The organism is Novosphingobium sp. LASN5T, assembly GCF_003856955.1.
GTDB lineage: Bacteria > Pseudomonadota > Alphaproteobacteria > Sphingomonadales > Sphingomonadaceae > Novosphingobium.
In genome coordinates this window covers 16,081-39,719 of sequence record NZ_RQSI01000004.1, presented here as the reverse complement: position 1 = coordinate 39,719, position 23,639 = coordinate 16,081, and the positions used below count along the sequence as shown (strand labels likewise).

Annotated in this window: 20 protein-coding genes; 13 read left to right on the top strand and 7 right to left on the bottom strand. The window is 67.2% G+C overall.

All coding sequences use genetic code 11. The features are described from left to right. The first annotated feature begins 4 nt into the window (after positions 1-4). The 3 genes from EH199_RS04545 to EH199_RS04535 are packed head-to-tail and all read left to right on the top strand — an operon-like array spanning position 5 to position 3,481. Entirely contained in the window at positions 5-1,027 is a 1,023-nt protein-coding gene (locus EH199_RS04545; protein WP_124808087.1) for a hypothetical protein, read from the top strand. 29 nt (positions 1,028-1,056) lie between these two features. Further along, a complete protein-coding gene (locus tag EH199_RS04540; RefSeq protein WP_124808086.1) occupies positions 1,057-2,760 on the top strand; it encodes an ABC transporter ATP-binding protein in 1,704 nt (567 codons plus the stop codon). Between the two features lie 34 nt (positions 2,761-2,794). Beyond that, positions 2,795-3,481 carry a S8 family serine peptidase gene (locus EH199_RS04535; RefSeq protein ID WP_255420440.1) on the top strand — a complete coding sequence of 229 codons (687 nt, stop codon included), beginning with the start codon at positions 2,795-2,797 and terminating at the stop codon, positions 3,479-3,481. A gap of 97 nt (positions 3,482-3,578) precedes the next feature. Here the strand turns inward: EH199_RS04535 and EH199_RS04530 are convergent, their stop codons facing one another. After that, positions 3,579-6,296 carry a TonB-dependent receptor gene (locus EH199_RS04530; RefSeq protein ID WP_223806471.1) on the bottom strand — a complete coding sequence of 906 codons (2,718 nt, stop codon included), beginning with the start codon at positions 6,294-6,296 and terminating at the stop codon, positions 3,579-3,581. A 403-nt stretch (positions 6,297-6,699) separates the two neighbouring features. Here EH199_RS04530 and EH199_RS04525 point away from each other — a divergent pair, with 403 nt between their 5' ends. After that, positions 6,700-8,724 carry a tetratricopeptide repeat-containing sulfotransferase family protein gene (locus EH199_RS04525; protein WP_124808084.1) on the top strand — a complete coding sequence of 675 codons (2,025 nt, stop codon included), beginning with the start codon at positions 6,700-6,702 and terminating at the stop codon, positions 8,722-8,724. On the opposite strand, the gene panC is transcribed toward EH199_RS04525, so the two are convergent. Further along, positions 8,721-9,575: a pantoate--beta-alanine ligase gene (panC, locus tag EH199_RS04520; protein ID WP_124808083.1), complete on the bottom strand. Its 855-nt coding sequence runs from the start codon at positions 9,573-9,575 to the stop codon at positions 8,721-8,723. The genes EH199_RS04525 and panC overlap by 4 nt on opposite strands. 123 nt (positions 9,576-9,698) lie before the next feature. Between panC and EH199_RS04515 the strand changes: the two genes are divergently transcribed. The 4 genes from EH199_RS04515 to EH199_RS04500 all read left to right on the top strand — a co-directional run bounded on the left by EH199_RS04515 (position 9,699) and on the right by EH199_RS04500 (position 14,937). Next, a complete protein-coding gene (locus tag EH199_RS04515; RefSeq protein ID WP_124808236.1) occupies positions 9,699-10,550 on the top strand; it encodes a division plane positioning ATPase MipZ in 852 nt (283 codons plus the stop codon). Then, positions 10,547-10,831, top strand: coding sequence for a molecular chaperone DnaJ (locus EH199_RS04510; protein WP_124808082.1), 285 nt, complete (start codon positions 10,547-10,549; stop codon positions 10,829-10,831). The genes EH199_RS04515 and EH199_RS04510 overlap by 4 nt, the downstream gene beginning before the upstream one ends. A gap of 40 nt (positions 10,832-10,871) precedes the next feature. Next, on the top strand, positions 10,872-12,275 hold the full coding sequence (pgmG, locus tag EH199_RS04505; protein WP_124808081.1) for a phosphoglucomutase/phosphomannomutase PgmG: 1,404 nt from the start codon (positions 10,872-10,874) through the stop codon (positions 12,273-12,275). Between the two features lie 214 nt (positions 12,276-12,489). Then, positions 12,490-14,937, top strand: a complete 2,448-nt coding sequence (locus tag EH199_RS04500) for a ligase-associated DNA damage response DEXH box helicase (protein ID WP_124808080.1) — start codon at positions 12,490-12,492, stop codon at positions 14,935-14,937. Positions 14,938-15,138: 201 nt separating this feature from the next. Here EH199_RS04500 and EH199_RS04495 read toward each other — a convergent pair whose 3' ends face one another. From EH199_RS04495 to EH199_RS04480, 4 genes are all read right to left on the bottom strand, one after another. Next, entirely contained in the window at positions 15,139-15,579 is a 441-nt protein-coding gene (locus EH199_RS04495; RefSeq protein ID WP_124808079.1) for a biopolymer transporter ExbD, read from the bottom strand. Positions 15,580-15,633: 54 nt separating this feature from the next. Then, entirely contained in the window at positions 15,634-16,161 is a 528-nt protein-coding gene (locus EH199_RS04490) for a biopolymer transporter ExbD (protein WP_124808078.1), read from the bottom strand. 132 nt (positions 16,162-16,293) lie between these two features. After that, on the bottom strand, positions 16,294-17,055 hold the full coding sequence (locus EH199_RS04485) for a MotA/TolQ/ExbB proton channel family protein (RefSeq protein ID WP_124808077.1): 762 nt from the start codon (positions 17,053-17,055) through the stop codon (positions 16,294-16,296). Between the two features lie 89 nt (positions 17,056-17,144). After that, the gene (locus EH199_RS04480; protein ID WP_124808076.1) at positions 17,145-17,810 is read right to left on the bottom strand and encodes an energy transducer TonB; all 666 of its coding nucleotides are present in this window, start codon (positions 17,808-17,810) and stop codon (positions 17,145-17,147) included. Between the two features lie 352 nt (positions 17,811-18,162). Here EH199_RS04480 and EH199_RS04475 point away from each other — a divergent pair, with 352 nt between their 5' ends. From EH199_RS04475 to EH199_RS04465, 3 genes are read left to right on the top strand one after another with little or no spacing between them, the layout of a single operon-like run. Continuing rightward, positions 18,163-19,032, top strand: a complete 870-nt coding sequence (locus tag EH199_RS04475; RefSeq protein ID WP_124808075.1) for a hypothetical protein — start codon at positions 18,163-18,165, stop codon at positions 19,030-19,032. A 49-nt stretch (positions 19,033-19,081) separates the two neighbouring features. Further along, complete coding sequence (locus tag EH199_RS04470) at positions 19,082-19,516, top strand: thioesterase family protein (RefSeq protein ID WP_124808074.1); 435 nt, start codon at positions 19,082-19,084, stop codon at positions 19,514-19,516. A 32-nt stretch (positions 19,517-19,548) separates the two neighbouring features. Continuing rightward, the gene (locus tag EH199_RS04465) at positions 19,549-20,874 is read left to right on the top strand and encodes a homoserine dehydrogenase (protein WP_124808073.1); all 1,326 of its coding nucleotides are present in this window, start codon (positions 19,549-19,551) and stop codon (positions 20,872-20,874) included. Between the two features lie 19 nt (positions 20,875-20,893). Here EH199_RS04465 and EH199_RS04460 read toward each other — a convergent pair whose 3' ends face one another. Beyond that, a complete protein-coding gene (locus EH199_RS04460) occupies positions 20,894-21,337 on the bottom strand; it encodes a hypothetical protein (protein ID WP_124808072.1) in 444 nt (147 codons plus the stop codon). Positions 21,338-21,398: 61 nt separating this feature from the next. Between EH199_RS04460 and glpX the strand changes: the two genes are divergently transcribed. After that, complete coding sequence (glpX, locus tag EH199_RS04455) at positions 21,399-22,394, top strand: class II fructose-bisphosphatase (protein WP_223806470.1); 996 nt, start codon at positions 21,399-21,401, stop codon at positions 22,392-22,394. A gap of 72 nt (positions 22,395-22,466) precedes the next feature. After that, the gene (locus EH199_RS04450) at positions 22,467-23,609 is read left to right on the top strand and encodes a serine hydrolase (protein WP_124808070.1); all 1,143 of its coding nucleotides are present in this window, start codon (positions 22,467-22,469) and stop codon (positions 23,607-23,609) included. Positions 23,610-23,639: the final 30 nt, after the last annotated feature.

The window sequence follows — 23,639 nt, the reverse complement described above, 5'->3', positions numbered from 1 at the left end:
GCCCATGACCGGACCACAGCCAGCGGTGCGATTGCGGGGCGGCGGCGTTTCCGTCGCGACCTGCGCCCACCTGCTGGCGCAAGACGGGTTTTGCCTGGCGGGGGCGGCGGTCGAACCGCGCGCCCCCGTTCCCGTGATCATGCTGAGCGATCCGGCGCTGGCGCTGCTGCGCGATATCTTCGGCCAGCCGGGCCTGTTCGCCGCCCTGCCCCGCATCGAACGACGCGTGGTTTCGTGGGGCGGCAGCGTGTCCGCGCCGCTGCCCCATGGCGCGGCGGTGGTGTCCGGCGCCCAGATCGAGGCCGAACTGGGCCTGCCGGCGCTGCCCGCCGACATGCTCCAGGAGGCACCCGCGCCGTTCACCATCCACGGCGCGCCGCCGTTTCCCGAACCCGCGCTGCACCGTTTCGGCACGCGCGAGGCCGTGGCTGTGCCGGTCACGCTGCGCGCGGGGGCCGATCGCGCGACCTGCCATGTCGAAGCCACGCCGGAAGGGTGGCTGTTCCTGATTCCGCAAGGGGCAGACGCCGCCTGGCTGCTGGGCGTGGGCAACGCGCCGGAAGCCTTGCTGGCGCAAAGCCGCCTGGTCGCGCCGCTGGTCGACACGCTGGGGCCGGCAGGCGCCCGGTTCGAAACCGCGCCGCGCCTGCTCGACCGGCTCGCCGGGCCGGACTGGATCGCCTGCGGCACGGCCGCCATCGCGTTCGATCCGATCTGCGGCGACGGCACCGCGCAGGCCGCGCGCGAGGCCATCCTGGCAGCGGCGGTGCTGGCCGCGATCCGCGACGGCGGTGACCGCGAGGCGCTGCTCGCGCACTACCGGGCGATGCTGATCGCCTCGATGCGACGGCACCTGCAGGTCAGCCTGCCGTTCTACCGCTCAGGGGGCGACACGCCCTGGTGGCGCGAACAGGCGGAGGCGCTGGCGCAGGGCCATGCCTGGTGCACCGGCCAGCTGGCGCGCGTGCCCGAACCGCGCTTCGTGCTGCGTGGCAACCGCCTGTTCGCGCGGGAGGCAGCCGCCTGAGCCAGCCTGCAGCCTCGAATTCGGCCCCGATGCCAGCGGCACCGCCGCCGCCCGTGGCCGACTGGGGCACCTATCGCCGGCTGCTGCCCTATGTGCGCCCCTATCTGCGGCCGCTGCTGGGCGTGCTGCTGGTCAGCCTGCTTTCGACCGGGGTGGGCCTGGCGCAGCCCTATCTTTCCAAGCTGATGATCGACGAGGCGCTGCTGCGCCGGAACATGAACGCGCTGCTGGCCGTGTCGGGCGCGATGATCGTGGTCACGCTGGCAGGCTTCGCGCTGAACATCCTCGCCAGCTATCGCTACGTCGGGCTGTCGGCGGCGATGCTCTACGACATTCGCGTGGCGCTGCTCCGCCACCTGCAAACGCTCAGCCCGCGCTTCTACGGCGGCTTCCGGCTGGGCGACCTGATGTCGCGCATCAACAGCGATGTCAGCGATGTGCAGCGGGCGGCGGGCGACACGCTGCTTTCGGTGCTGAGCAACGTGCTGTTCTTCATCGGCTGCGTGGCGATGATGGTGTGGCTGGACTGGCGGCTGTTCCTGATCGGCACGGTGCTGGTTCCGGTAGCGGTCATGGTCTTCCTCCACTTCCAGAAGAAGGTCACCGCGCTTACGCGCGAAATGCGCGAACGCGGGGCGGATCTCGGCAGCCTGCTGGTCGATACCGTCATGGGCATGCGCGTGGTCGCCGCACTCGGCGCGGAAGCGCACGAGGTCGACCGCTTCGGCGCCCGCAACAGCGCCTTCGTGCGCGCCATGCTGAAGATGCAGGTCGCCTCGTTCATGACCGGCGCGCTACCCGGCACGCTGCTGACCGCCTCGACCTCGGTGGTGATCCTCTATGGCGGCACGCGGATCATCCACGGTGAGATGACGATCGGCGCGCTCGTCGCCTTCATGGCCTATCATATGCGGCTGTTCGGGCCGATCCAGGCTTTACTGGGGCTGTCTTCGGGCCTGGCCTCCACCCGCGTCTCGCTGGCGCGGATCTTCGAGCTGTTCGATACCCCGGCGGAAGTGACCGAGCAGACCGATGCGCGCCCGCTCGGCCCCGTGCGGCAAGGCATCCGGTTCGAGCGCGTCTCATTCCGCCACGATCGCGAACCGGTGCTGGCGGGCGTGGACCTGTTCATTCCCGCCGGCAGCTTCTGCGCGATCCTGGGCGAAAGCGGCGCGGGCAAATCGACCATGGCCGACCTGATGGTCCGCTTCCTCGATCCGCAACAGGGCCGCATCCTGGTGGACGGGCACGACCTGCGGCAGACGTGCCTGGCCGATCTGCGGCGCGAGGTGCTGCTGGTCGATCAGGCGCCGTACCTGTTCAACGACACCATCGCCGGCAACATCGCCTTCGCCATGGACGGCGTGCCCCGCGCGCGTATTGCCCAAGCCGCTGCGGCCGCCGGGCTGGAGCCGTTGCTGCGCCGCCTGCCGCAGGGGCTGGATACCCGCACCGGCGAGCGTGGCCTGGCGCTGTCGGCCGGCGAGCGCCAGCGCATCGCGCTGGCCCGCGCGCTGCTGCGCGAGCCATCGGTGCTGATCCTAGACGAACCGACCGCCGCGCTGGACGAGGGCACCGAGCAGCGCGTGGCCGACGGGCTGCGCGCGGCGCTGCCGCAGGCGACGATCGTGGTCATCACGCACAAGCCTGCGCTGGCCCGGCGCGCGGACCTGATCGTCACGCTGAACCATGGCCACGCCACCGTGGCCTCGAACGAGCCGGCTTTTGCCTGAAAGCCCTGCCCCGCCCGCTGGAAGCGGACGCAGCGTGCGCGTCGCCGTAATCGACAGCGGCGTCCACCCCGATCATCCGCATATCGACGGCGCGAGGCTGCTGCCGGGCGCGGCCATCGCTTCGGACGGCACCCTGTCCGACGCAGCCGACGCCACGCTGGACCGGCTCGGCCACGGCACGGCCGTGACCGCCGCCATCCAGGAAAAGGCGCCGGACGCGCTGATCCTGCCGGTGCGCGTGTTCCACGACGCGCTGAAGACCAGCGCCCGCGCGCTGGCGCTGGCGATCGGCTGGAGCATCGAACAGGGCGCGGACGTGATCAACCTCAGCCTCGGCACGACCAATGCCGCGCATCGCGAAGGATTCGCGGCCGTGGCGGCCCGCGCGGCAGAGGCCGGCGCGCTGATCGTTGCCGCGCGCGAGGCCGATGGTACCCCCTGCTGGCCGGGCGCGCTCGATGCGGACAACGTGCTGGGCGTGGGGCTGGACTGGGACTGTCCGCGCGAGACATGGCGCGTGCAGGACGGCGTGCTGTTCGCTTCGGGCTATCCGCGCCCGATCCCCGGCGTTCCACCCCGGCGCAATCTTTACGGCATCAGCTTCGCCACCGCTCAGGCGAGCGGCTTCGCGGCGCGGACGGGCGCCGGCTTGCCGCCCGATGGCAATCGCGCCGAACGGTTGCGCGCGCTGCTGTTGTCCGGAGCGGAACTTCCCGCCTGACCAGCGCATCGCGCCACCTGCCCCACATCGCACGCCCATGAAAAATCCCCCCGCGACCGAAGTCGCGGAGGGATCATCCTGCGCTGCTATGCTGCGATCAGTATTTCACGCCGGCGCGCAAACCGAAGAACTGCGGCCGGATCGTGAAGTTACGCGACGATCCGGAGCAGAACGTGATCGAACAGAAGGTGTTCGTCGTCAACGTGCCGCGCTTGTCGAACGCGTTCTGGATGAACACGTCGAAGCTCCAGTTGTTGATCTTGAGACCACCGGAGAAATCGAAGCTGACGAACCCCGGAGTGCTGCAGGATTTTCCGGCAGCGGTCTGCGAAGCGGCAAGCGCCAAGGTGCCGCAGGTCAGAAGGTTGTTCTGCTCGACGTTCAGGTCCTGCGTCGCCGAGGTCTGATACAACGCCGCGCCCTGCAGATAGACCGCATAGTCACCGACTGTGGTGTCATAGCGGATCGAGGTCGTCCCCTTGAATTGCGGCTGACGCGGCAGCCGGGTACCGTCTGCGGCAGCGACCGCGGAGGTCGAGGTGCCGTTCACGACGACCCTCGAACCGGTCGGACAAGAGGCCAGCTGCACGATCGACAATGCGGCACGGTCCGCCACGAAGTTGCAGAAGTTACCGGTCAGCTTGCCGTCGTTGTAAGCACCCGAGGTCGAGATGGTGACCTTGCCGAGCTTGAGATCGGCATCGTATTCCACGCCCTTGACCTGGGCCGTGCCGGCGTTGCCGGTGTAACCCGCGCCCTGCGCGCCGGCGACAACCACGCCGTACTGGATATTATCCCAGTTTTCGAGGTAGATGGAGGCATTGAAGCGGAAGATGTTGTTCCACGTCGTCTTGATGCCCAGTTCGAAGTTGGTGAGCGTTTCCGACTTGAACGCCGGCGCGGCAACCGTCACCTGCGGCAGCCCGCCCGAAGCGCGGATGCGCAGCGGCCGGTTGTAGCCGCCCGGCCGGAAGCCGGTGGAATAGTTGAAATAGATCATCTTGGTTGGCGTGACCTGCCAGTCGAGCGCCACCTTGTGCGTTTCTCCCTGCTCCTTGTACCGGCCGTAGCCGTCCGCCGCGAGCGGGTTCTGGTTGGAACAGGCGAGCCGCTCGGCCGGCAGGGGCACGGTACAACCCACACCGAGCGCCGAAGCGGTAACGCCGGAGAAGCCCTTGATCTTGTAGTCGGTCCAGAAGTAGCGGATGCCGCCGGTCAGCTTCAGGTTCTCGAAGATCTTGTAGTGACCCTCGGCGAAGATCGCCTCGTCGTGGTAGCTCTGGTTGTTCTCGGTGATGTAGAAACCATCGCCCTTCACCGCGGCGGACGGGCTGACGACCATCGTGCCGCCGGCCGCGGTCGGGATGCCGAAGCCCGCCAGAGACGTGGTATTGCCGCTGCCGGAACTGTACGCGCCAGCCTTGGTATAGCCCGCGATCTGGTCAAGGCCGTGGATCGCGTAGTAGTTGTTGTTTTCCTGCTGTTGCGACTGGTAGAAACCGCCGATCGTCAGATCAAAGGGCCAGCTCTTCGGCGTCGAGATGCGCAGTTCCTGCGTGAACTTGTTACGGTTGTTATCCTGGTGATAGTACTGCGTCGGGTTGATCAGCGTCGAACACTTGAGCGTCAAGCCCGATCCGGTACAGCCCGCCTTGTCGAAGAACTGCAGATAGTTTTCATATCCGCCGCCGAAACCGTCATAAGTCACGGTGTAATAGGTGTAATCGTTACGCAGCTTGGTGTTGCGGCGGAAGATGCCCGTCGCCGAGACGACGTCGAAGTCGCCGATGTGGCCGTGGATGCTCAACTGGGCCTGCACCCATTTGTCGTCCTGCCGCGTGAGATCGTAATCGTGGACCTGCAAATCGCCGACGCGCGGATCGTAACCGAAATAGCCGTAGGCGATCTGCCTTTGCGCCGTGACCTGCGGATTGACTTCCCAGCCGGGCGCCGGTTCCCACAGCAGCGACAGGCGGCCGCCATATTCGTAGATCGGGTTGTAGTCCTTCTTGGCGATCGCGGCGTTGTTGAGCGTGTAGCTGGTGAGCGAATTGTTGTCCCCCAGTTCCAGCGTCGAAGACCGCCCGTCGTTGAACTTTCCATTGTTAGGCGTGTTGTCGACATAGCCGCCATCGCGCCGGTAGTAGGCCATCGCGCGCACCGCCACCGTTTCGGTGACGGGCAGGTTGACGTAGCCCTGGATCTGGCCGCCAAAGGCACCCTTGCCGTATTTGTTGACTTCGGATTCCGCGCCGAACTCGAACTTGCCCAGCTTGGGCTTGTTGGTGATGATGCGGATCGTGCCGGCCAGTGATCCCGCACCATACAAGGTACCCTGCGGACCGGACAGCGCCTCGACGCGTTCCAGATCGTAGGCATGGATGTCGGGCGAGCCGGTGCCCGTGATCGGAATATCGTCAATGTAATAGCCGGCCGATGCGTAGTTGCCGCCGGCGGGGACGATTCCGCGGAAATAGATGGTCTGACGGCCAGGCCCAAGGCCCGCGAACGAGACCGACGGCAGCAGCGTGGCAAAGTCGCTCAGGCCCTTGACCTGCCGCTGCCCCAGCGTGTCGGCGCTGAGCGCCTGCATGGAGATCGGCACCTTCTGGATGCTCTGCGCGCTGCGCGTGGCGGTCACGATGATTTCGCCAAGGCCCTCGCCAGCCGCGGGCGCGGCATCCGCCGGCTGTTCGGCGGGGGCGGCCTGATCTTCCGCGAAGGCGGTGCCCGGCAGCGCCAGTCCGGTCAGGAATGTCGACGCGCCCAGCATTCCCATGATCTTGAGCGAGCGCGACTTGCATGCAGTTTTCATAAGCCCCCCTTTTGACGTTCGCGCCTTTCATCCTCTCCCAAGGATCGTGCGGCCCGGTTCCCGGGTCTCGCCACCAGTGCCTGCCGCCTTGCCGAGCGAAAATTGTGCAATCGCGAACAACAATGCGCTCGCACACGCACAACCCCTCGGCCCCCGCGAAGCAGATGCCTCGCGGATCGCCGCCACGGCGTGGCGACGGCAGGTTCAAAATCTCAAATGCCCCGGACTTTCGCGCCCCAAACCGAAGTTAGTACGCCCGTCCGAAATCGATAGTGCCAGCGATTGGACAGGTGTCAACTTCCTTGTTGCAAAAGCACGGAGGTGCATATTGACTCGACAAATATCCTTTCCGTCGGCACAAATTTCGCAGTTGCAAACACGGGATCGACACATGGCGGGCAGCATGACGGCCAGTCGCGAAGAGACGGCGAACGAGGCGCTGGAGCGTGCCGTACGGCTGCTCGACGCCGAACCGGAAGCAGCGCTGACGCTGGCCGACGCGGTGCTGAAGAATGCGCCGGGGTTGCCGCCGGCGGAAATGATCGCGTGCCAGGCCCTGCGCCGGCTGGGTAACGCCGGGGCGGCCCTACCGCGACTCGCCGCGCTGGCCCGCAGGCACCCCGGGGCGCCCCCGGTGCTGTGGGAATGGGCACAGGCGGCCAGCGAAGCGGGTGATGTCCGCCAGGCAATCGCCGCGCTCGAAAGTCTCACCCGGCAACAACCCGGCGTGGCGAGCGGCTGGTTCCTGCTGGCGGGGGAATTGCGCAAGGACGGCCGCCACGAAGACGGCTGGCGCGCCGACCTTTCCGGCATTCACGCCGCTTCGCGCGATCCCGAACTGGTCCAGGCGGCGATGGCGATGAACGAAGGGCAGCTCGAGGACGCCGCAGCCACCCTGAAGGCACGACTGGAACGGTTGCCCGACGATCCCGTGGGCACCCGCCTGCTGGGCGAGGTTGCCTGGCGGCGCGCGGACATGGCCGAAGCGATGACGCTCGTCCGGCGCGCGCTGGACCTTGCCCCCGGCTTCGATCTGGCCCGCGATTTCCTGATCCGCCTGCTGCTGCAGACCAACCGCCTGCCCGAAGCGCTCGAGCACGCCGAAGTGCTGGCGCGCTCACCGGTGAACAATCCGGGGCATGACCTGATCATGGCCTCGGTGCTGGTGCGGTTGGGCGATCAGGAACGGGCACGGGCGCTTTACGAAAAGCTGCTGGCGCAAAAGGCGGACCAGCCGCAGGTCTGGCAGAACCTGGGCCATGTGCTGAAAACGCTGGGCGAACAGGCCGAAGCGGTGCACGCCTACCGCCAGGCGGTGGCGCACCTGCCAACGATGGGCGAGGCATGGTGGAGCCTTGCCAACCTCAAGACCGTCAAGTTCGGCACGGACGACATCGCGGCGATGGAGCAGGCGCTGGCCACGCTGGGGCCGGACGCGGCGGACCGGCAGGAAGACGTGTTCCACCTGCACTTCTCGCTGGGGAAGGCCTACGAGGACGCGAAGGACTATCCCGCCTCGTTCCGCCACTATGACCGGGGCAACCACCTGCGCCGCACGATGGTGCGGCATGATGCGGACCAGTTTTCAGCGGAAGTGGCCGCGACGCGCGAGACGTTCACCAGCGCCTTCATCGCCGCGATGGGCGAAGGCGGCTGTCCCGCGCCCGATCCGATCTTCGTCGTCGGCCTGCCCCGCTCCGGCTCGACGCTGGTGGAGCAGATCCTTTCCAGCCACAGCCAGGTGGAAGGGACGATGGAACTGGCGGAAATGATGATCATCGCCAGCCGCCTGCAAGCGCGTGTGGACGAAGGCGAGTTTCCGGATTTCCGCGCGATGGTCTCCTCGCTGACGCCGGCGGACCGGCTGCGGCTGGGCGAGGAATATATCGAGCGCACCCGCGTCCACCGCCAGACCGACAAGCCGCTGTTCATCGACAAGATGCCCAACAACTGGCAGCATATCGGCCTGATCCGGCTAATCCTTCCTAACGCCAAGATCGTCGATGCGCGCCGCCATCCGATGGCCTGCTGCTTTTCCGGCTGGAAGCAGCATTTCGCGCGCGGGCAGACGTTCACGTATGATCTTGGCGACATCGGCCGGTACTATGCCGATTACGTCGCGCTGATGGCAGCGTTCGACCGGCAGGCGCCCGGCGCGGTGCACCGCGTGATCTACGAGAGAATGGTGGCCGATACCGAGGCCGAAGTCCGCCGCCTGCTCGGGCACCTGGGGCTGCCGTTCGAGGAGGCCTGCCTCTCGTTCTGGGAAACCCGGCGGGCGGTGCGCACGGCGAGTTCCGAACAGGTGCGCCAGCCGATCTTCACCGACGCGGTGGAGCACTGGGCGAACTACGCGGAATGGCTGGACCCGTTGCGCGCCGCGCTCGGACCGGTGATCGACGCCTATCCGGACGCTCCTGCCAGCTAACCCACCGGCATGTTGTCGATCAGCCGCGCCTTGCCGATCCGCGCGGCCACCAGCAGACGGGCGGGCCGTCCGGTCAGGGCCGCCACCTCCTCCAGCGTCGCCGCATCGCGCAGGTCGGCGTAATCGATCGAGGCGAAGCCGGAAGCGAGAATTTCGGCACGCAGCATCGCGAGCGTACCGGCCACCCCGGCGCCGGCTTCGATCGCGGCGATCGCCTTGCGCATCGCCTGCGAAAGGCCCGCCGCCTGAGCCCGTTCCGTGGGCGTGAGATACTGGTTGCGGCTGCTCATGGCGAGGCCATCGTCCTCGCGCACCGTGGGCACGCCGATGATCGCGTCGGCATAGGGCTGCGTCAGATCGAGATCGCGCGCCATGCGGCGGATGATGGCCAGCTGCTGCCAGTCCTTCTCGCCGAACAGCGCGATATCCGGCCGCACCTGGTTGAACAGCTTGCACACCACCGTCGCCACGCCATCGAAATGCCCCGGCCGCGCCGCGCCGCACAGCACCGCGTCCAGCCCGGAAACCGAGACATTGGTGGCATAGCCATCGGGATAGACCTGATCGACCGTCGGCGCCCACAGCAGGGCCACCCCCTCGGCCTCCAGCAGCGCCGCATCCTGGGCCATGCGGCGCGGATAGGCATCGAGATCCTCGTTCGGGCCGAACTGGCGCGGATTGACGAAGATCGACACGGCCACATGGTCGGCGCGGCGCCGCGCCTCGCGCACCAGCGTCAGGTGCCCCTCGTGCAATGCCCCCATGGTGGGGACGATCGCGAGGGTTTTTCCCCCGTTTTTGAGCAGGTCCACCGCTTCGCGCAGGGTATCGAGCCTAGAGATGGTTTGCACCGGGCCTGCCTCTCCTTTAATTCACGACAAGGGACGAAGCGGGGTTCCTACCCCCCGTTCCCCTCCGGCGGCAAGCACTGCCGGACCTGTCGGCAACACAAGCAGCGAGTTCATTCCTTGTCCATCGGAGCACCGCCACCCGCACCGCAGCAGCCCGCAGGTCCGCACCGGATCGTCTTTGCCAACGAAAAGGGCGGCACCGGCAAGTCCACCACCGCCGTGCACGTGGCGGTCGCGCTCGCCTATCAGGGCGCGCGCGTGGCGGCGATCGACCTCGATGCGCGGCAGCGCACGCTGCACCGCTATCTGGAAAATCGCGCGGAAACGCAGAAGCGCCGGCAGATCGATCTGCCGACGGCGACGTTCGCGGTCTATGGCGGTGACAATGTTGACGAGCTTGAAGCGCTGACCGAACAGCTTTCCGCCGGGCACGATTTCATCGTGTTCGATACCCCGGGGCGTGACGATCCGCTGGCCCGCCACGTCGCCACCCGTGCCGATACGCTGGTCACGCCGCTGAACGACAGCTTCGTGGACTTCGACCTGATCGGGCAGGTGGACGCGGAAACCTTCAAGGTCCGCCGCCTTTCGTTCTACGCCGAACTGATCTGGGAAGCCCGCAAGAAGCGCGCGATGACCACGATTCGCGAAGCGCGGCGCGAGATGGACTGGGTTGTCGTGCGCAACCGCACCCAGCATATCGAGGCGCGCAACCAGCGCCGCATCGATCAGGCGCTGGTCGAACTGTCCAAGCGCGTCGGCTTCCGCATCGCCAGCGGCCTGTCCGAACGCGTGATCTATCGCGAACTGTTCCCGTCGGGCCTGACACTGCTCGACAAGGGCCATCTCGGCGAACTCGGCACCAGCCATCTCGTCGCGCGGCAGGAGCTGCGCTCCCTGGTCGCGGGCCTCAACCTGCCGATGCCCACCGGCGCGCTCGGCGCTCATGCGGGGACGCTGGAAAGCGCCGCATGATCAAGCTGATCTGGCTTGCGGTCCTGGCCAGTGTCGCCGTGCGATTGCTTGCCGGGCGCTGGCCATGGGAACTGTGGCGCGACAGCGAGCGCGCCGGCGCCGAAAGCCGTGCGCGCACGCTGCTGGGCGTGCCCCCGCAAGCCTCGCGGGATGACATCGTGGAGGCTCATCGCCGCCGGATCGCGCAGGTCCACCCGGATCGTGGCGGCTCGTCGGAAGCGGTCCACGAAGCCAATGCCGCACGCGATCTCCTGCTCGGGCGGCTGGCGGAGCGGCGGTGACATCGCCCGGGCGGCCGCCGCGTCGACGGGGCGGCGGATCATGACGCACCGTTTTCATCCCTCCATCCTGCGCGAATACGACATCCGCGGCGTGGTCGGGCAAACGCTGGGCGAAGCCGACGCCCGCGCGATCGGGCAGACGTTCGGAACCCGTGCCCGGGCGGAAGCCGAAGCGCCGCGCATCGTGGTGGGCCGCGATGGCCGGCTGAGTTCGCCCGCGCTGGAGCAGGCGCTGGTTGAAGGGTTGCTCTCCGCCGGCGTCGATGTCGTGCGGATCGGGCTGTGCCCCACCCCGATGCTCTACTTCGCCGAAGCGACGCTGGACGGCGTTACCGGCGGCATCCAGGTCACGGGCAGCCACAATCCGGCCGACCAGAACGGCTTCAAGTTCGTGCTGCGGGGCCGCCCGTTCTTTGGCGAAGCCATCGCGGAACTCGCTTCCATGGCGCAGGCGGGGAACCATGCCACGGGCACGGGGCAGGTCACCGACGCCGCGGTGATCGACAGCTACGTCGCCACGCTGCTCGCGGCCCTCGATGGGATCGAACCCGCCGTGCTCGGCGGGTTGCGGATCGGCTGGGATGCCGGCAACGGCGCCGCCGGCCCGGTGGTCGACAGGCTGGTGGAGCGGATGCCCGGCTTTCATGTCCGCCTGCATACCGCGGTGGACGGCCGCTTCCCCAACCACCATCCCGACCCGACGGTGGAAGCCAATCTAGACGACCTGCGCGATACCGTGGCCGCGCACGCGTTGCAGTTCGGCGTCGCGTTCGACGGGGACGGCGACCGGATCGGCGTGGTCGACAGTGTGGGCCGCGTGATCTGGGGCGATCAGCTGATGATGATTTTCGCCGAGGACGTGCTGCAAGCGCGCCCCGGCGCCGCGATCGTGGCCGACGTGAAAGCCAGCAACCACCTGTTCGCGCGCATCCGCGCGCTGGGCGGACAGGCCCATATGTGGAAGACCGGCCACAGCCTGATCAAATCCCGCATGGCCGAAATCGGCGCGCCGCTGGGCGGCGAGATGACGGGGCATATCTGCTTTGCCGATAGCTACTTCGGCTTCGACGACGCGCTCTATGCCGCGATCCGGCTGATCGTCGCCACCGTGCGGCTGGGCCGGTCGGTCACGGCGCTCCGCGGCGCGATGCCCGAATCGGTCAACACGCCCGAACTGCGCTTTCCCGTGGCGGAGGAGCGCAAGTTCGCGGTGATCGCTGACGTGACGGAGCGCCTGCGCCAGAGCGGCGCCGCGGTCGAGACCATCGACGGGGCGCGCGTGACAACACCCGACGGCTGGTGGCTGCTGCGCGCATCCAACACGCAGGCCGCGCTAACCGCGCGCGCCGAAAGCGACGATGCGGATGGCTTGGCGCGGTTGCTGGACGCGATCGACGCGCAACTTGCCGCATCGGGCGTCGCGCGCGAAGCGGGGCTCCCTTGATCGAAACAAGTCCGGAAAGGGGGCGCCTCCGCGGGCGGAAGCGCCCCACCGGGGCCAACACCAGGATGGAGGCTCGGCTCCGGCAATACCGCGCAGACCCGTATTGTTCCAATTCAGGACACTATAGAGCTTTCCCGCGCGCAGGTCAGTCCCGAAATTTCAGCGGGCTACGCCTTTTTGGCCCGTTCCGGACAAATTGTGCGATATTTCAACGATGAATAGAGGCGCAATTCCCCCCGAAATCAGCGCTTGGTTCGCCACGCGAAACTGGCGCGTCCGGCGGCACCAGTGCGACATGCTCTCCGCCGACGACTCGCGGCGGCACGCCCTGCTCGTGGCCGATACTGGCGCGGGCAAGACCCTGGCGGGTTTCCTTCCGACGCTCGCGGCATTCGCGCCATCGCGGCTGGGTGGGATGCCTCCTCCCGACAGCCTCCATACGCTCTACGTTTCGCCGCTCAAGGCGTTGGCGCACGACGTTCAGCGCAATCTCATGGCGCCGGTGGAAGCGATCGGCCTGCCGATCCGCATTGAAACGCGCAGCGGCGATACCCCATCGGACCGCAAGGCCCGTCAGCGCGCCCGTCCGCCGCACGTGCTGCTGACCACGCCCGAATCGCTTTCGCTGCTGCTGAGCTATCCCGAAGCGCAGACGATGTTCGCCGGCCTGCAGCGCATCGTCATCGACGAGGTCCATGCCTTCGCCTCGGGCAAGCGGGGCGATCTGCTGGCGCTGGCGATGACCCGGTTGCAGGCGATCGCCCCGCAACTGCGTCGCAGCGCGCTGTCGGCAACCGTGGCCGATCCCGACGCCTACCGGCGGTGGCTGGCGCCAGGCGGAGATGCGGCGGCGGTTACGCTGGTCGAGGGGGAGCCCGGCGCGCCGCCGGAAGTCGATATCCTGCTGCCGGTGGAACAGCGCGTCCCCTGGGGCGGGCACGCCGCCGCGTGGGCGGTGCCACAGCTTATGGACGCGATCCGCGCCAACCGGACGACGCTGGTCTTCACCAACACGCGGTTCCTGGCCGAATTCATCTTCGAAAGGCTGTGGGACGCGAACGAGGATCACCTGCCCATCGGCATTCACCACGGCTCGCTGTCGAAGGAGGCGCGGCGCAAGGTGGAAGGCGCGATGGCGCGCGGGGAACTGCGCGCGCTGGTCGCCACCGCCAGCCTCGATCTTGGCGTCGACTGGGGCGATGTCGATCTCGTCGTGCAAATGGGCGCACCCAAGGGATCGTCGCGGCTGATGCAGCGGATCGGGCGCGCCAACCATCGGCTCGACCAACCAAGCCGCGCGCTGCTGGTGCCCGGCAACCGCTTCGAATTCCTGGAAGCCACCGCGGCGCAGGACGCGGTGCGCGAAGGCCAGCGCGATGGCGAGGAGTTCCGCGCGGGCGGCCTCGACGTGCTGGCGCAGCATGTCATGGCCTGCGCCTGCGCCGGGCCGTTCGTCGAGGCCGCGCTGCTGGCCGAAGTGCGCTCGTCCGATGCCTATGCCTGGATCGACGATGCGATCTGGAAGCGTGTGCTCGCGTTCGTGGCCACCGGCGGCTACGCGTTGCGCGCCTACGACCGGTTCCGGAGAATCGTACCCGGGAACGACGGAACGTGGCGGCTCGCGCATCCCGAACACGCCGCGCGGTTCCGCATCAACGCCGGGATCATCATCGATTCCGAAATGCTGGAGGTTCGATTCCGCAACGGGCGTTCGCTGGGGCGGGTGGAGGAAGGCTTCGGCGCCGCGCTCAGCCCCGGCGACACGTTTCGCTTTGCCGGGATGGACCTGGAAGTGGAAAGCGTGCGCGATCTGGATCTGATCGTGCGCGCGGCAAAGGCATCGGGCCGCATCCCCAGCTACATGGGCGCTCGGATGCCGCTCACCACCCACCTTTCGGACCGGGTGCGCGCGATGATCGTCGATCGGGCAGGATGGGCGCGCTTCCCGGATGACGTGCGCGAATGGCTTGAAATGCAGGACTGGCGCAGCCGCCTGCCCGGCCCGGGCGACTTGCTGGTCGAAAGCTTCCCCCACGCCGGCCGCCACTACACCACCTATTACACGTTCGAAGGCTGGAACGCGAACCAGTCGCTGGGCATGCTGATCACGCGGCGCATGGAGGACCAGGGGCTCGGACCGATGGGCTTCGTCGCCAACGACTATTCGCTGGCAGTCTGGGGCCTGCGGCCGGTGGACGATCCGGCCAGCCTGCTTTCGCCCGACATCCTCTCGCACGAGTTCGTCGAATGGGTGCAGAATTCCTACATGCTGCGGCGCGCGTTCCGCGAAGTGGCGGTGATTTCAGGGCTGGTCGAGCGGCAGCAGCCCGGTCAAGGGCGATCGGGGCGCAAGAGCGGCCGGCAGGTCACCTTCTCGACCGATCTGATCTACGACGTGCTGTGCAAGTACGAGCCAGACCACGTGCTGATCCAGGCCGCCTGGGCCGACGCACGGGCGCGGCTGACCGACGTGGGCCGGCTTGCCGATCTGCTGGAACGCGCCTGCGGGCAGCTCGTCCACGTTCGGCTGGATCGGGTCAGCCCGATGGCGGTGCCGGTGATGGTGATGATCGGCCGCGAGAGCCTGCCCACCGGCGCGGCCGACGACGAATTGCTGATCGAAGCCGAAACGCTGGCCGCCGCCGCGATGCGTCCGGCTTGATACGCCGCGGACGTAGAGATTTCCCACCCCCAACCCCTCCCGCAAGCGGGAGGGGAGCGAGACTTGCGCTGCCGCAGGCGGCGCTGGTCGCAGCGGGGTGAGCCAGCTACGCTTCACGCGTTCAAACTGCGCAACCCCCAAAAGCAAAGGGGGACGGATTGCTCCGTCCCCCCTCGTTCGTTCCCGCAAGGGGCGCGATGCTTATTCGCCGGCCTTCTGGAAGGTGGCGAAGTTCTCGTTGCCGACGAAGCCGAACTTCGTGACCTTCGAATCCGTGATGATCTTCAGGATCCGGTTCGCGGTCTCGTAGCTGGCGTATTCTTCCGGCTGGAACTGCAGTTCCGGTTCCGGATTCATCGCCTTGGTGGCCGACAGCAGCGAAACGAGCTGGCCTTCCGTGGTCGGCGCGCCGTTCCAGAGGATCTGGCCGGCGGTCGTGAGAACAAGCTTGTTCTTGACCGGATCGACCTTCTGGTCCGGGTTCGGCGGGCTTGCCTGCGGGAGGTTGATGTTGACCGCGTGGGTGGCCACGGGGATGGTGATGATGAACATGATGAGGAGAACGAGCATGACGTCGATCAACGGCGTCGTGTTCATTTCCATCATCGGCGAGCCATCATCCTTGCCGCCGCTCATTGCCATAAGGAGTTACTCCTGTTCGCTCTCTGGCCTGGTGTAACCGTTCGGTGACGGACGTCAGCCGTTCGGATCGACCGGGGTCGAGATGAAGCCGACCTTGGGGTAGCCCGCGGCCTGCACGTTGTAGATCGCACCGGCGATGCACTTCCACGGAACGTTGACGTCGCCGCGAATGTGCACTTCGGGGATCTTTTCCGGGTCCATGTTGGCGGCGCCGCCTTCACGCTTCACGATCGCGTCGAGGCGATCGAAAGCCTGCTTGTACAGCTCCTGGTTGTCCACCGGCGTGATATTGTTGAAATAGACGCGGCACTGGCCGTTACGCGTCGAACCCTCGTAGCCAGGCTCCTTGGGGCTGCGCCCCGAGGCATCCGTGGAAACGACCGAGAGCATCAGGTTTTCGACCTTGTTCTGCGATTCCTCGGAGACAAGGATCGGAACCTTCAGCTTTTCGACCGTCTGGATCGCGACTGGCACCGCGATGAGGAAGATGATCAGCAGCACGAGCATCACGTCCACGAGCGGCGTGGTGTTGATGTCCGACATCGGGCGCTCTTCGCCGCCGCCACCTACAGACATTGCCATTGGTTACATCCTATCCGATTTGAGCCACGGGAGGGCCGGAGGTTCGGTTCGCGGTTCCCCGCCAACCTGGGCCTCCGGCAAGACCCGTGTTCCGGACAGGACCGGCGGCGAACCGCCGGTCCCGGCTTTCGATTACTTCTTGACCGGAGCCGCGGCGGCCGGAGCAGCCGGCTTGGCAGCGGGAGCGGCCGGAAGAGCCGGCTTCACCACGCCCTTCGAGGCGAGGTTCGCGAGAACGTCGGTGCTGAAGCCGGTCAGCAGTTCGGCAACGCGCTTGTTGCGGCTCTGCAGGTAGTTGTAGGCAAGCACGGCCGGAACGGCGACGAGCAGACCCAGCGCGGTCATGATCAGAGCTTCACCGACCGGACCCGCGACCTTGTCGATCGAGGCCGAACCGGCGAGACCGATCGCGATCAGGGCGCGATAGATGCCGACGACGGTACCGAACAGACCGATGAACGGCGCGGTAGCACCCACGGTCGCGAGGAACGGCAGGCCGCCAGCGAGCTTGGCGTTGATCGTGGCTTCCGAACGGGCGAGCGAACCGTGCAGCCAGTCGTGGGCTTCGGTGGCGTCCATCTTCGAAACCTGTTCGTCGGCGGCGATACCGTCGTCGACGACCTGGCGCCAGGCCGAGTTCTTCTCGAGCTTGGTGGCGCCTTCCTTCAGCGAGGCGGCGCGCCAGAAACCGGCGATGCTCTTGTACTGGCCCAGGATCTTCTGCTGTTCGAAGAACTTGGTGAACAGGATGAAGAACGAACCGAACGACATAATGCCGAGGATCACGACGGTGGCGTAGGAAATGAAACCGCCGGCCTGAAGGGCTTCGACGAAGCCGAACTTGTTCTGCGGCGCGGCATCGGTGGCCGCAGCGGCGAGAGTCTGGATAAACATTCGGGTCTTCCTCTCAAAATCAAGTCAAAGTGCGAAAAGCTGATGATCGCGGAGAACGCTATTTCAAAACTTCCCCGGGGTCGGCCGGATCAATCCTTCGGGATGACCCAGCGAATCGAGCTTGCGTAGCTACCCGTGGTCGGATTGCCCTCGCCATCGGTGGCCGGAGTGAAGCGCGCGCGACGACGGACGTTCGCGCAGGTCGCATCGTCCAGATCAGGGCTGCCGCTCGACTTGGTGATCTGACAATCGACCACCTTGCCGTCGGTACCGATGGATACACGGAAGCCCGTGACGCCTTCGCGTTCTTCACGCAGCGCGCGCGAGGGATAGTCGTTCGACGTCGCCCAGTTTGCCGGGCTGCCCTTCGGCGAAGCGCCCTTGGGCTGGAAACGGGGAGGCGGCGGCGGCGGCGGCGCGGCGGGAGCCGGCGGCAGCACGACAGGCGCAGGCGCAACGACCGGCGGCGGCGTAGTAACGGCCTGAACCTGCGGAGCCGGCGCGTTAAAGCTGATCGGCGGCGGCGGAGCCACGATCGGCGGCGGCGGCGTATCCTGCTTCGGCGGCGGAGGCGGCGGTTCCTCCGGCGGCTTGTCTTCCTCGATCTTGACCGCCGAGGTCACCTCTTTCACCTTCTTGAACGCCGAGTACGCCAGCCCGCTCACCAGCGCATAGCCAACGACGACATGAAGGATCGCGACGATGATGAGCGCGGTGATCTTGTTACCGCTCATCTGTTGGTCAGCGTATGCCATTCAGCTCCAATACTCCATGATCGTCCACTCCGGTCCCGAACCGACGCACCCCCCCGGTGCACCGATTCCGGCCAAAGCAGAGCCTTCGGACAGAATCACCGTTCCATCCGACTGGCCAAACCAATAGAATTCAATCCACCCTGCCGGCAACCCGGTTACCGCCGACATCGGGCGCAAGGAGCCCGGCGGCGGCATCTCGGACTTGTGTTTTCAGCATTGCCCGAACGGGGCGAGCTTTAACGCCGAAGGCAAAGGCGCGCAAATGCTTTTCCGGTTAAGGTTCGATTCACGGTTGCACTGTCTGAAAATCCGGAAAAAACCGACGTACCCGATCACAGCGGAAGGACCGCCCATGCCCCCTATCCCGTTCCGCGTCCCAGCGCTCGCCGCGGCCCTCGCGCTGGCCGGCCTGACCAGCCCTGCCGGGTCGCAAACCCCGGCTCAACCCGCGATTCGCACCGCCTTTCCGGTCACGGCAACGTATGCGGACCTCGCCGATCTGGCGGTGCCGGCGCGCATCGTCGCGCGCGCGGAAGTGACGAAGATGGCGCCCCTTAAACCCGAACAGGCGCCCGATGTGGCGCCCGGCCACATCCGCGTCTATCTTGAAGCCCGCACCACCGCCGTCCTGATTGGGTCCGATCTGGGCGAATCGCTGCGGTTTCTGGCCGACGTGCCGCTCGATGCGCTGGGGAAAGCGCCCAAGCTCAGAAAAACGCAGGTCCTTCTTTTCGCGCAGGCGGTGCCGGGCCGGCCCGGCGAGCTGCGGCTTGTCGCGCCCGATGCCATCATCCCGGCCACGCCCGAGGTCGAAGCCACCACCCGGTCGATCCTGACCGCGCTCGTCGCGCCCGATGCCCCGCCGACGATCACCCGCCTGCGCGAGGCGCTGCACGTTTCCGGCAATCTGGTGGGCGAAGGCGAAACGCAGCTTTTCCTCGCCACGGCGAACGGCGCGCCGGTTTCCATCTCGATCCTGCGCCGCCCCGGCGAACCGACGCGCTGGGGCGTCAGCTTCACGGAGATCGTGGACCAGGCCGCACGCCCGCCGGCGAAGGATACGCTGGCCTGGTATCGGCTCGCCTGTTTCCTGCCCCCCGCGCTGCCGCCACAAGCCAACCTCTCGGGATCGCCGGCAGACCGGCGCGCGGCCGCAGAGGACTATGCGCTGGTGCTGACGGACCTTGGCCCCTGCACGCGCAGCCGCCAACCCGCCGGTTAAGGCCCGGGTGAGGGCTTGCCGGCACCGTCGGCGCGGCTACAAGGCGGCCATGCCTTATGATCGCGACACGCCGTTCCGCCACACCTTCCGCGTCCGCTACGCAGAATGCGACCCGCAGGGCGTCGTCTTCAATTCGCGCTATCTTGAATACGCGGATGTCCTGATCAGCGAATTCTGGCGGGCGCTGGGCGTCAAGAGCGTCGGCGAAGGGTCGTTCGAAGTGCATGTGGCACGGGCGATCGTCGATTACCGCGCGCCGATCCGCCCCGACGAGTTGATCGAAGGGCGCATCTGGCCCGGGCGTTTCGGCAACAGCAGCATGGTCACGCATATCGAACTGCACGGCACCGGCGATGACGCCAGCCTGCGTTCGGCGATCGAGCTCGTACAGGTCCACGTCGATCTCGAAACCGGCCAGTCGCAGCGCATTCCGGACGTAGTCCGCGCCCTGTTCGGCGTTGCGGAATTTGTCCACCCCGCCTAGGGCGCGAGCCGAAACCTGACGATGGGGATACCATGAGCGAACCCTTGCGCATCGCGCTTGCCGGACTGGGCACTGTCGGCGGCGGGGTGATCCGGCTGATCGAGACCAATGCGGAGATCATCGCGCGCCGCGCCGGGCGCCCCATCGTGATCACCGCCGTCAGCGCGCGCAACCGCGGCAAGGACCGGGGTGTCGACCTTTCCGGCTACCACTGGGAAGACGACATGGTGATTCTGGGCGAACGGCCCGATGTGGACGTGGTGGTCGAACTGGTCGGCGGGGCGGACGGCCCGGCGCTGGCGCTGGCGCGCACCACGTTCGAAGCGGGCAAGGCGCTGGTCACCGCGAACAAGGCGATGATCGCGCACCACGGCATCGAACTGGCGACCCGCGCGGAAGCCGCGAAAGCCGCGCTGAAGTTCGAGGCCGCCGTCGCCGGCGGCATCCCGGTGATCAAGGGACTGAAGGAAGGCGCCGCCGCCAACGCGATCCAGCGCGTCTATGGCATTCTCAACGGCACCTGCAACTACATCCTCTCGACCATGGAGGACACCGGGCGCGACTTTGCCGACGTGCTCGCCGAAGCGCAGGCCAAGGGCTATGCCGAAGCCGATCCCACGTTCGATATCGACGGCATCGACGCCGCGCACAAGCTGTCGATCCTGGCCAGCGTCGCGTTCGGTACCGCGATCGATTTCCAGTCGGTCATCGCCACCGGCATCCGTCGGGTGCTGGCCGCCGACATCGCGCAGGCCGACGCGCTGGGGTACTATATCCGCCTGATCGGCATGGCCGAAACAGACGTGGACGCCGATGGCAACCGCCGCCTGTTCCAGCGCGTGCACCCCCACCTTGTCCACCGCGATCATCCGCTGGCCCATGTCGATGGCGCGACCAATGCGGTCGTGGTCGAAGGCAACTTCGCCGGGCCACTGCTGTTCCAGGGCGCGGGCGCGGGCGATGGCCCGACGGCCAGCGCCGTCGTCGCCGATCTGATCGACATCGCGCGCGGAGACATCGGCGCGCCGTTCTCGATTCCCGTGGCGGAACTGGACCCCGCCACGCCGGCCGCCAGCGGCCATCGCAGCGGCCGCGCCTATCTGCGCTTCACCGTGGCCGACCGGCCCGGCGTGCTCGCGGAAATCACCGCGGCAATGCGCGATGCCGGCGTCTCCATCGAGAGCATGATCCAGAAAGGGCGCGGCGTGGCCGGCGATGCGCCGGGCGCCGGGCAGGTCCTCGTCGCGATGGTCACCCACGAAGGGCCGGAAAGCGGGATTGCCGAAGCGCTGCGCCTGCTCGAAGGTTCGCCCAGCCTGGCCGAAGCCCCGCTGGTCATGCACATTCTCGGCGAATAACCGCCTCAGGCCGGCACTTTCAGGGCGCCGGGATCTCGCCGTTGGCGATCTTCTCGGCGTCGGACCCCTTCGGCGGTTCGGGCAGCGCCGTGATGTCGAAGTAATAGACCGGCGCGGGCACCTTGCCCACGCGGATGCACCCGCGCGAGCAATCCGGCAATCCGCTGACGTTGGGCGCGCGCGGCAGGCCATCGTTGGTGGAACGCGCGGTGTCGGTCTGGTCGCGGTTGGGCAGGCGCTCCTTCTCGTTGCGCTCGGCATCGCCGCACACAACGATCTGGCCCGGAATGCGCGAGCGGGGGCGACACTCTGGACGGCGCAGATCAACCTGCTCCTTCTGCGTATCGATCGCCTGTTGAACCCGCCTGTCGGCTTCGGAAGCAACGTTCTGCGCAAGAACCGGCGAAGAAAAAGCAATCGGCAGTGCCAATATGGGCAGGAACAGCAAAGCTATTCTCGACAAGACCTGTCCCTCGCGTCTAGGGCCATCGCATTCGCCTGCGCAGCCTGAATCAGGAGTTAACGTGAGCAGCCAATCTACCGCAAAGCCCGCCCCCTCCAAGGTACTAGATCGCGTTCTCGTCCTGGAAATGGTCCGCGTGACCGAAGCCGCCGCGATCGGCGCCGCCAAGCTGATCGGCCGGGGCGATGAAAAGGCTGCCGACGCCGCCGCCGTGGAAGCGATGCGCATCGCGTTCAACGAACTCTACATGGACGGCACCGTCGTGATCGGCGAGGGCGAGCGCGACGAGGCGCCGATGCTCTATATCGGCGAAAAGGTTGGCGCCGCGCCCGACAAGGGGCCGAAGATCGACATCGCGCTCGATCCGCTGGAAGGCACGACGATCACCGCCAAGGCCGGCCCCAATGCGCTGGCCGTGCTCGCCGCCGCCGAGGAAGGCGGCCTGCTCAACGCGCCCGACGTCTACATGGAAAAGCTGGCCGTGGGGCCGGGCTATGCCGAAGGCATCATCGATCTGGCCAAGAGCGTGAGCGAGAACGTGAAGGCGGTGGCCGACGCCAAGGGCGTGGCGCCGTGCGACATCACGGTCTGCGTGCTCGATCGCCCGCGCCATGCCGATATCATCGCCGAACTGCGCGGTCTGGGCTGCGGCATCCACCTGATTCCCGATGGGGACGTGGCCGGCGTGATCGCGGTGACCAACGAGGACACCGGCATCGACCTGTACATGGGCACCGGCGGCGCGCCCGAAGGCGTGCTGGCGGCGGCGGCGCTGCGCTGCGTCGGCGGCCAGTTCAAGGGCCGGCTGCTGTTCCGCAACGAGGACGAGAAGGCCCGCGCCCGCAAGTGGGGCATCGAGGATCTGAACAAGATCTACGATCTCAAGGAACTGGCCAAGGGCGATTGCATCTTCGCGGCAACCGGCGTGACCGACGGATCGTTGCTGAAGGGCGTGAAGGTCCGCAAGGACGGCGTGATGACCACCGACAGCGTGGTGATGCGCGCCGCGTCGGGCACCGTGCGCTGGGTGCGCGGCGAGCACCGCAACAAGCACTGATCGCCGCTTTCATCGGTTCTTGCACCCTTTGTCCGTCTGGGCCACCGTGACGGGCAAAGGGAGAGGACCTGCATGAACGGCGCGATGGAATTCGAGGCGGCGCTCGCCGCCGCAAACCTGCCCGGCGCGGTGGCGCTGGTCACCGACAGCACCGGAACCCGCTACCTGCGCGCCTTCGGCATGGCCGACGCGGTGGCCGGGGTGCCGATGCGGGAAGACACGCTCTTCCAAATCGCCTCGATGACCAAGGCGCTCACCTCCACCGCCGCGCTGCAACTGGTCGAACGCGGCCAGCTAGACCTCGATGCGCCGATCGGCGCGATCCTGCCCGATCTGGCCGATCTGCCCGTGCTGGAAGGGTTCGATGAGGCCGGCCAGCCCATGCTGCGCGCGGCGCGCGCACCGGTCACGCTGCGCCACCTGCTGCTCCACACCGCCGGCTGCGGCTATACCTTCATGGACGAAACCCTGCTGCGTTGCGCCAAGGCCGGCCCGAAGACCGCGCCCGGCAGCCGCGAAAGCCTGCGCCTGCCGCTGCTGTTCGATCCGGGCGCGCAATGGCAGTACGGCACCGGCACCGACTGGGTGGGCCTCGCCGTCGAGGCGGTTTCAGGCCTGTCCTTGCAGGACTGGTTCGATCGCGAACTGACCGGCCCGCTGGGCATGACGGCAACGCGCTTTCACGCCGATCTTCCCGCCAACGCATCGCAGGTCCATGCCCGCGACGCCGACCGCGGGTTCGTGACGGTGCCGATGGTGCTGGGCGCCGGCAGCTATCAAAGCGGCGGCGGCGGCCTTTCCTCTACCGCAACCGACTATGCGCGGTTCCTGCGCATGGTGCTGCGCGGCGGCGAGCTGGACGGCGTGCGCGTGGTCTCGCCGGAAACGGCACGGCTGATGCGGGCGGACGCGCTGCCCGCGTCGCTCTCGGCCGGGGTGCTGACCAGCGCCCTACCCCAGCTCGCCACGCCGTTCGATCCGCTGCCGGGTCAGCGCGGCGGCTGGACGCTGGGCGGCTTCCTGGTGAACACCGAGACGGGGCCGTCGGGCCGCTCGCCCGGCAGCCTGCACTGGGCCGGCATCCTCAACTGCTATTACTGGATCGATCCCGCGCGTGACATGGCCGGCGTGATCCTGGCCCAGCTGGCGCCGTTCGCCGATCCCGGCGCGCTCTCCGCCTTTGCCGCGCTGGAACGGCTGGCCTGCGCGCAATAGGCGCCACGAGACCGCGCGCGCACGTCCCGC

Bases quoted from the DNA above. Each gene is read 5' to 3' on its own strand.
- EH199_RS04545 (WP_124808087.1), top strand. From the start codon at position 5: ATGACCGGACCACAGCCAGCGGTGCGATTGCGGGGCGGCGGCGTTTCC.
- EH199_RS04485 (WP_124808077.1), bottom strand. From the start codon at position 17,055: ATGTTTATCCAGACTCTCGCCGCTGCGGCCACCGATGCCGCGCCGCAG.
- EH199_RS04495 (WP_124808079.1), bottom strand. From the start codon at position 15,579: ATGGCAATGAGCGGCGGCAAGGATGATGGCTCGCCGATGATGGAAATG.
- EH199_RS04510 (WP_124808082.1), top strand. From the start codon at position 10,547: ATGATCAAGCTGATCTGGCTTGCGGTCCTGGCCAGTGTCGCCGTGCGA.
- EH199_RS04475 (WP_124808075.1), top strand. From the start codon at position 18,163: ATGCCCCCTATCCCGTTCCGCGTCCCAGCGCTCGCCGCGGCCCTCGCG.
- EH199_RS04525 (WP_124808084.1), top strand. From the start codon at position 6,700: ATGACGGCCAGTCGCGAAGAGACGGCGAACGAGGCGCTGGAGCGTGCC.
- EH199_RS04450 (WP_124808070.1), top strand. From the start codon at position 22,467: ATGAACGGCGCGATGGAATTCGAGGCGGCGCTCGCCGCCGCAAACCTG.
- EH199_RS04500 (WP_124808080.1), top strand. From the start codon at position 12,490: ATGAATAGAGGCGCAATTCCCCCCGAAATCAGCGCTTGGTTCGCCACG.
- EH199_RS04470 (WP_124808074.1), top strand. From the start codon at position 19,082: ATGCCTTATGATCGCGACACGCCGTTCCGCCACACCTTCCGCGTCCGC.
- EH199_RS04540 (WP_124808086.1), top strand. From the start codon at position 1,057: ATGCCAGCGGCACCGCCGCCGCCCGTGGCCGACTGGGGCACCTATCGC.
- EH199_RS04465 (WP_124808073.1), top strand. From the start codon at position 19,549: ATGAGCGAACCCTTGCGCATCGCGCTTGCCGGACTGGGCACTGTCGGC.
- EH199_RS04480 (WP_124808076.1), bottom strand. From the start codon at position 17,810: ATGGCATACGCTGACCAACAGATGAGCGGTAACAAGATCACCGCGCTC.
- pgmG (WP_124808081.1), top strand. From the start codon at position 10,872: ATGACGCACCGTTTTCATCCCTCCATCCTGCGCGAATACGACATCCGC.
- EH199_RS04530 (WP_223806471.1), bottom strand. From the start codon at position 6,296: ATGAAAACTGCATGCAAGTCGCGCTCGCTCAAGATCATGGGAATGCTG.
- EH199_RS04490 (WP_124808078.1), bottom strand. From the start codon at position 16,161: ATGGCAATGTCTGTAGGTGGCGGCGGCGAAGAGCGCCCGATGTCGGAC.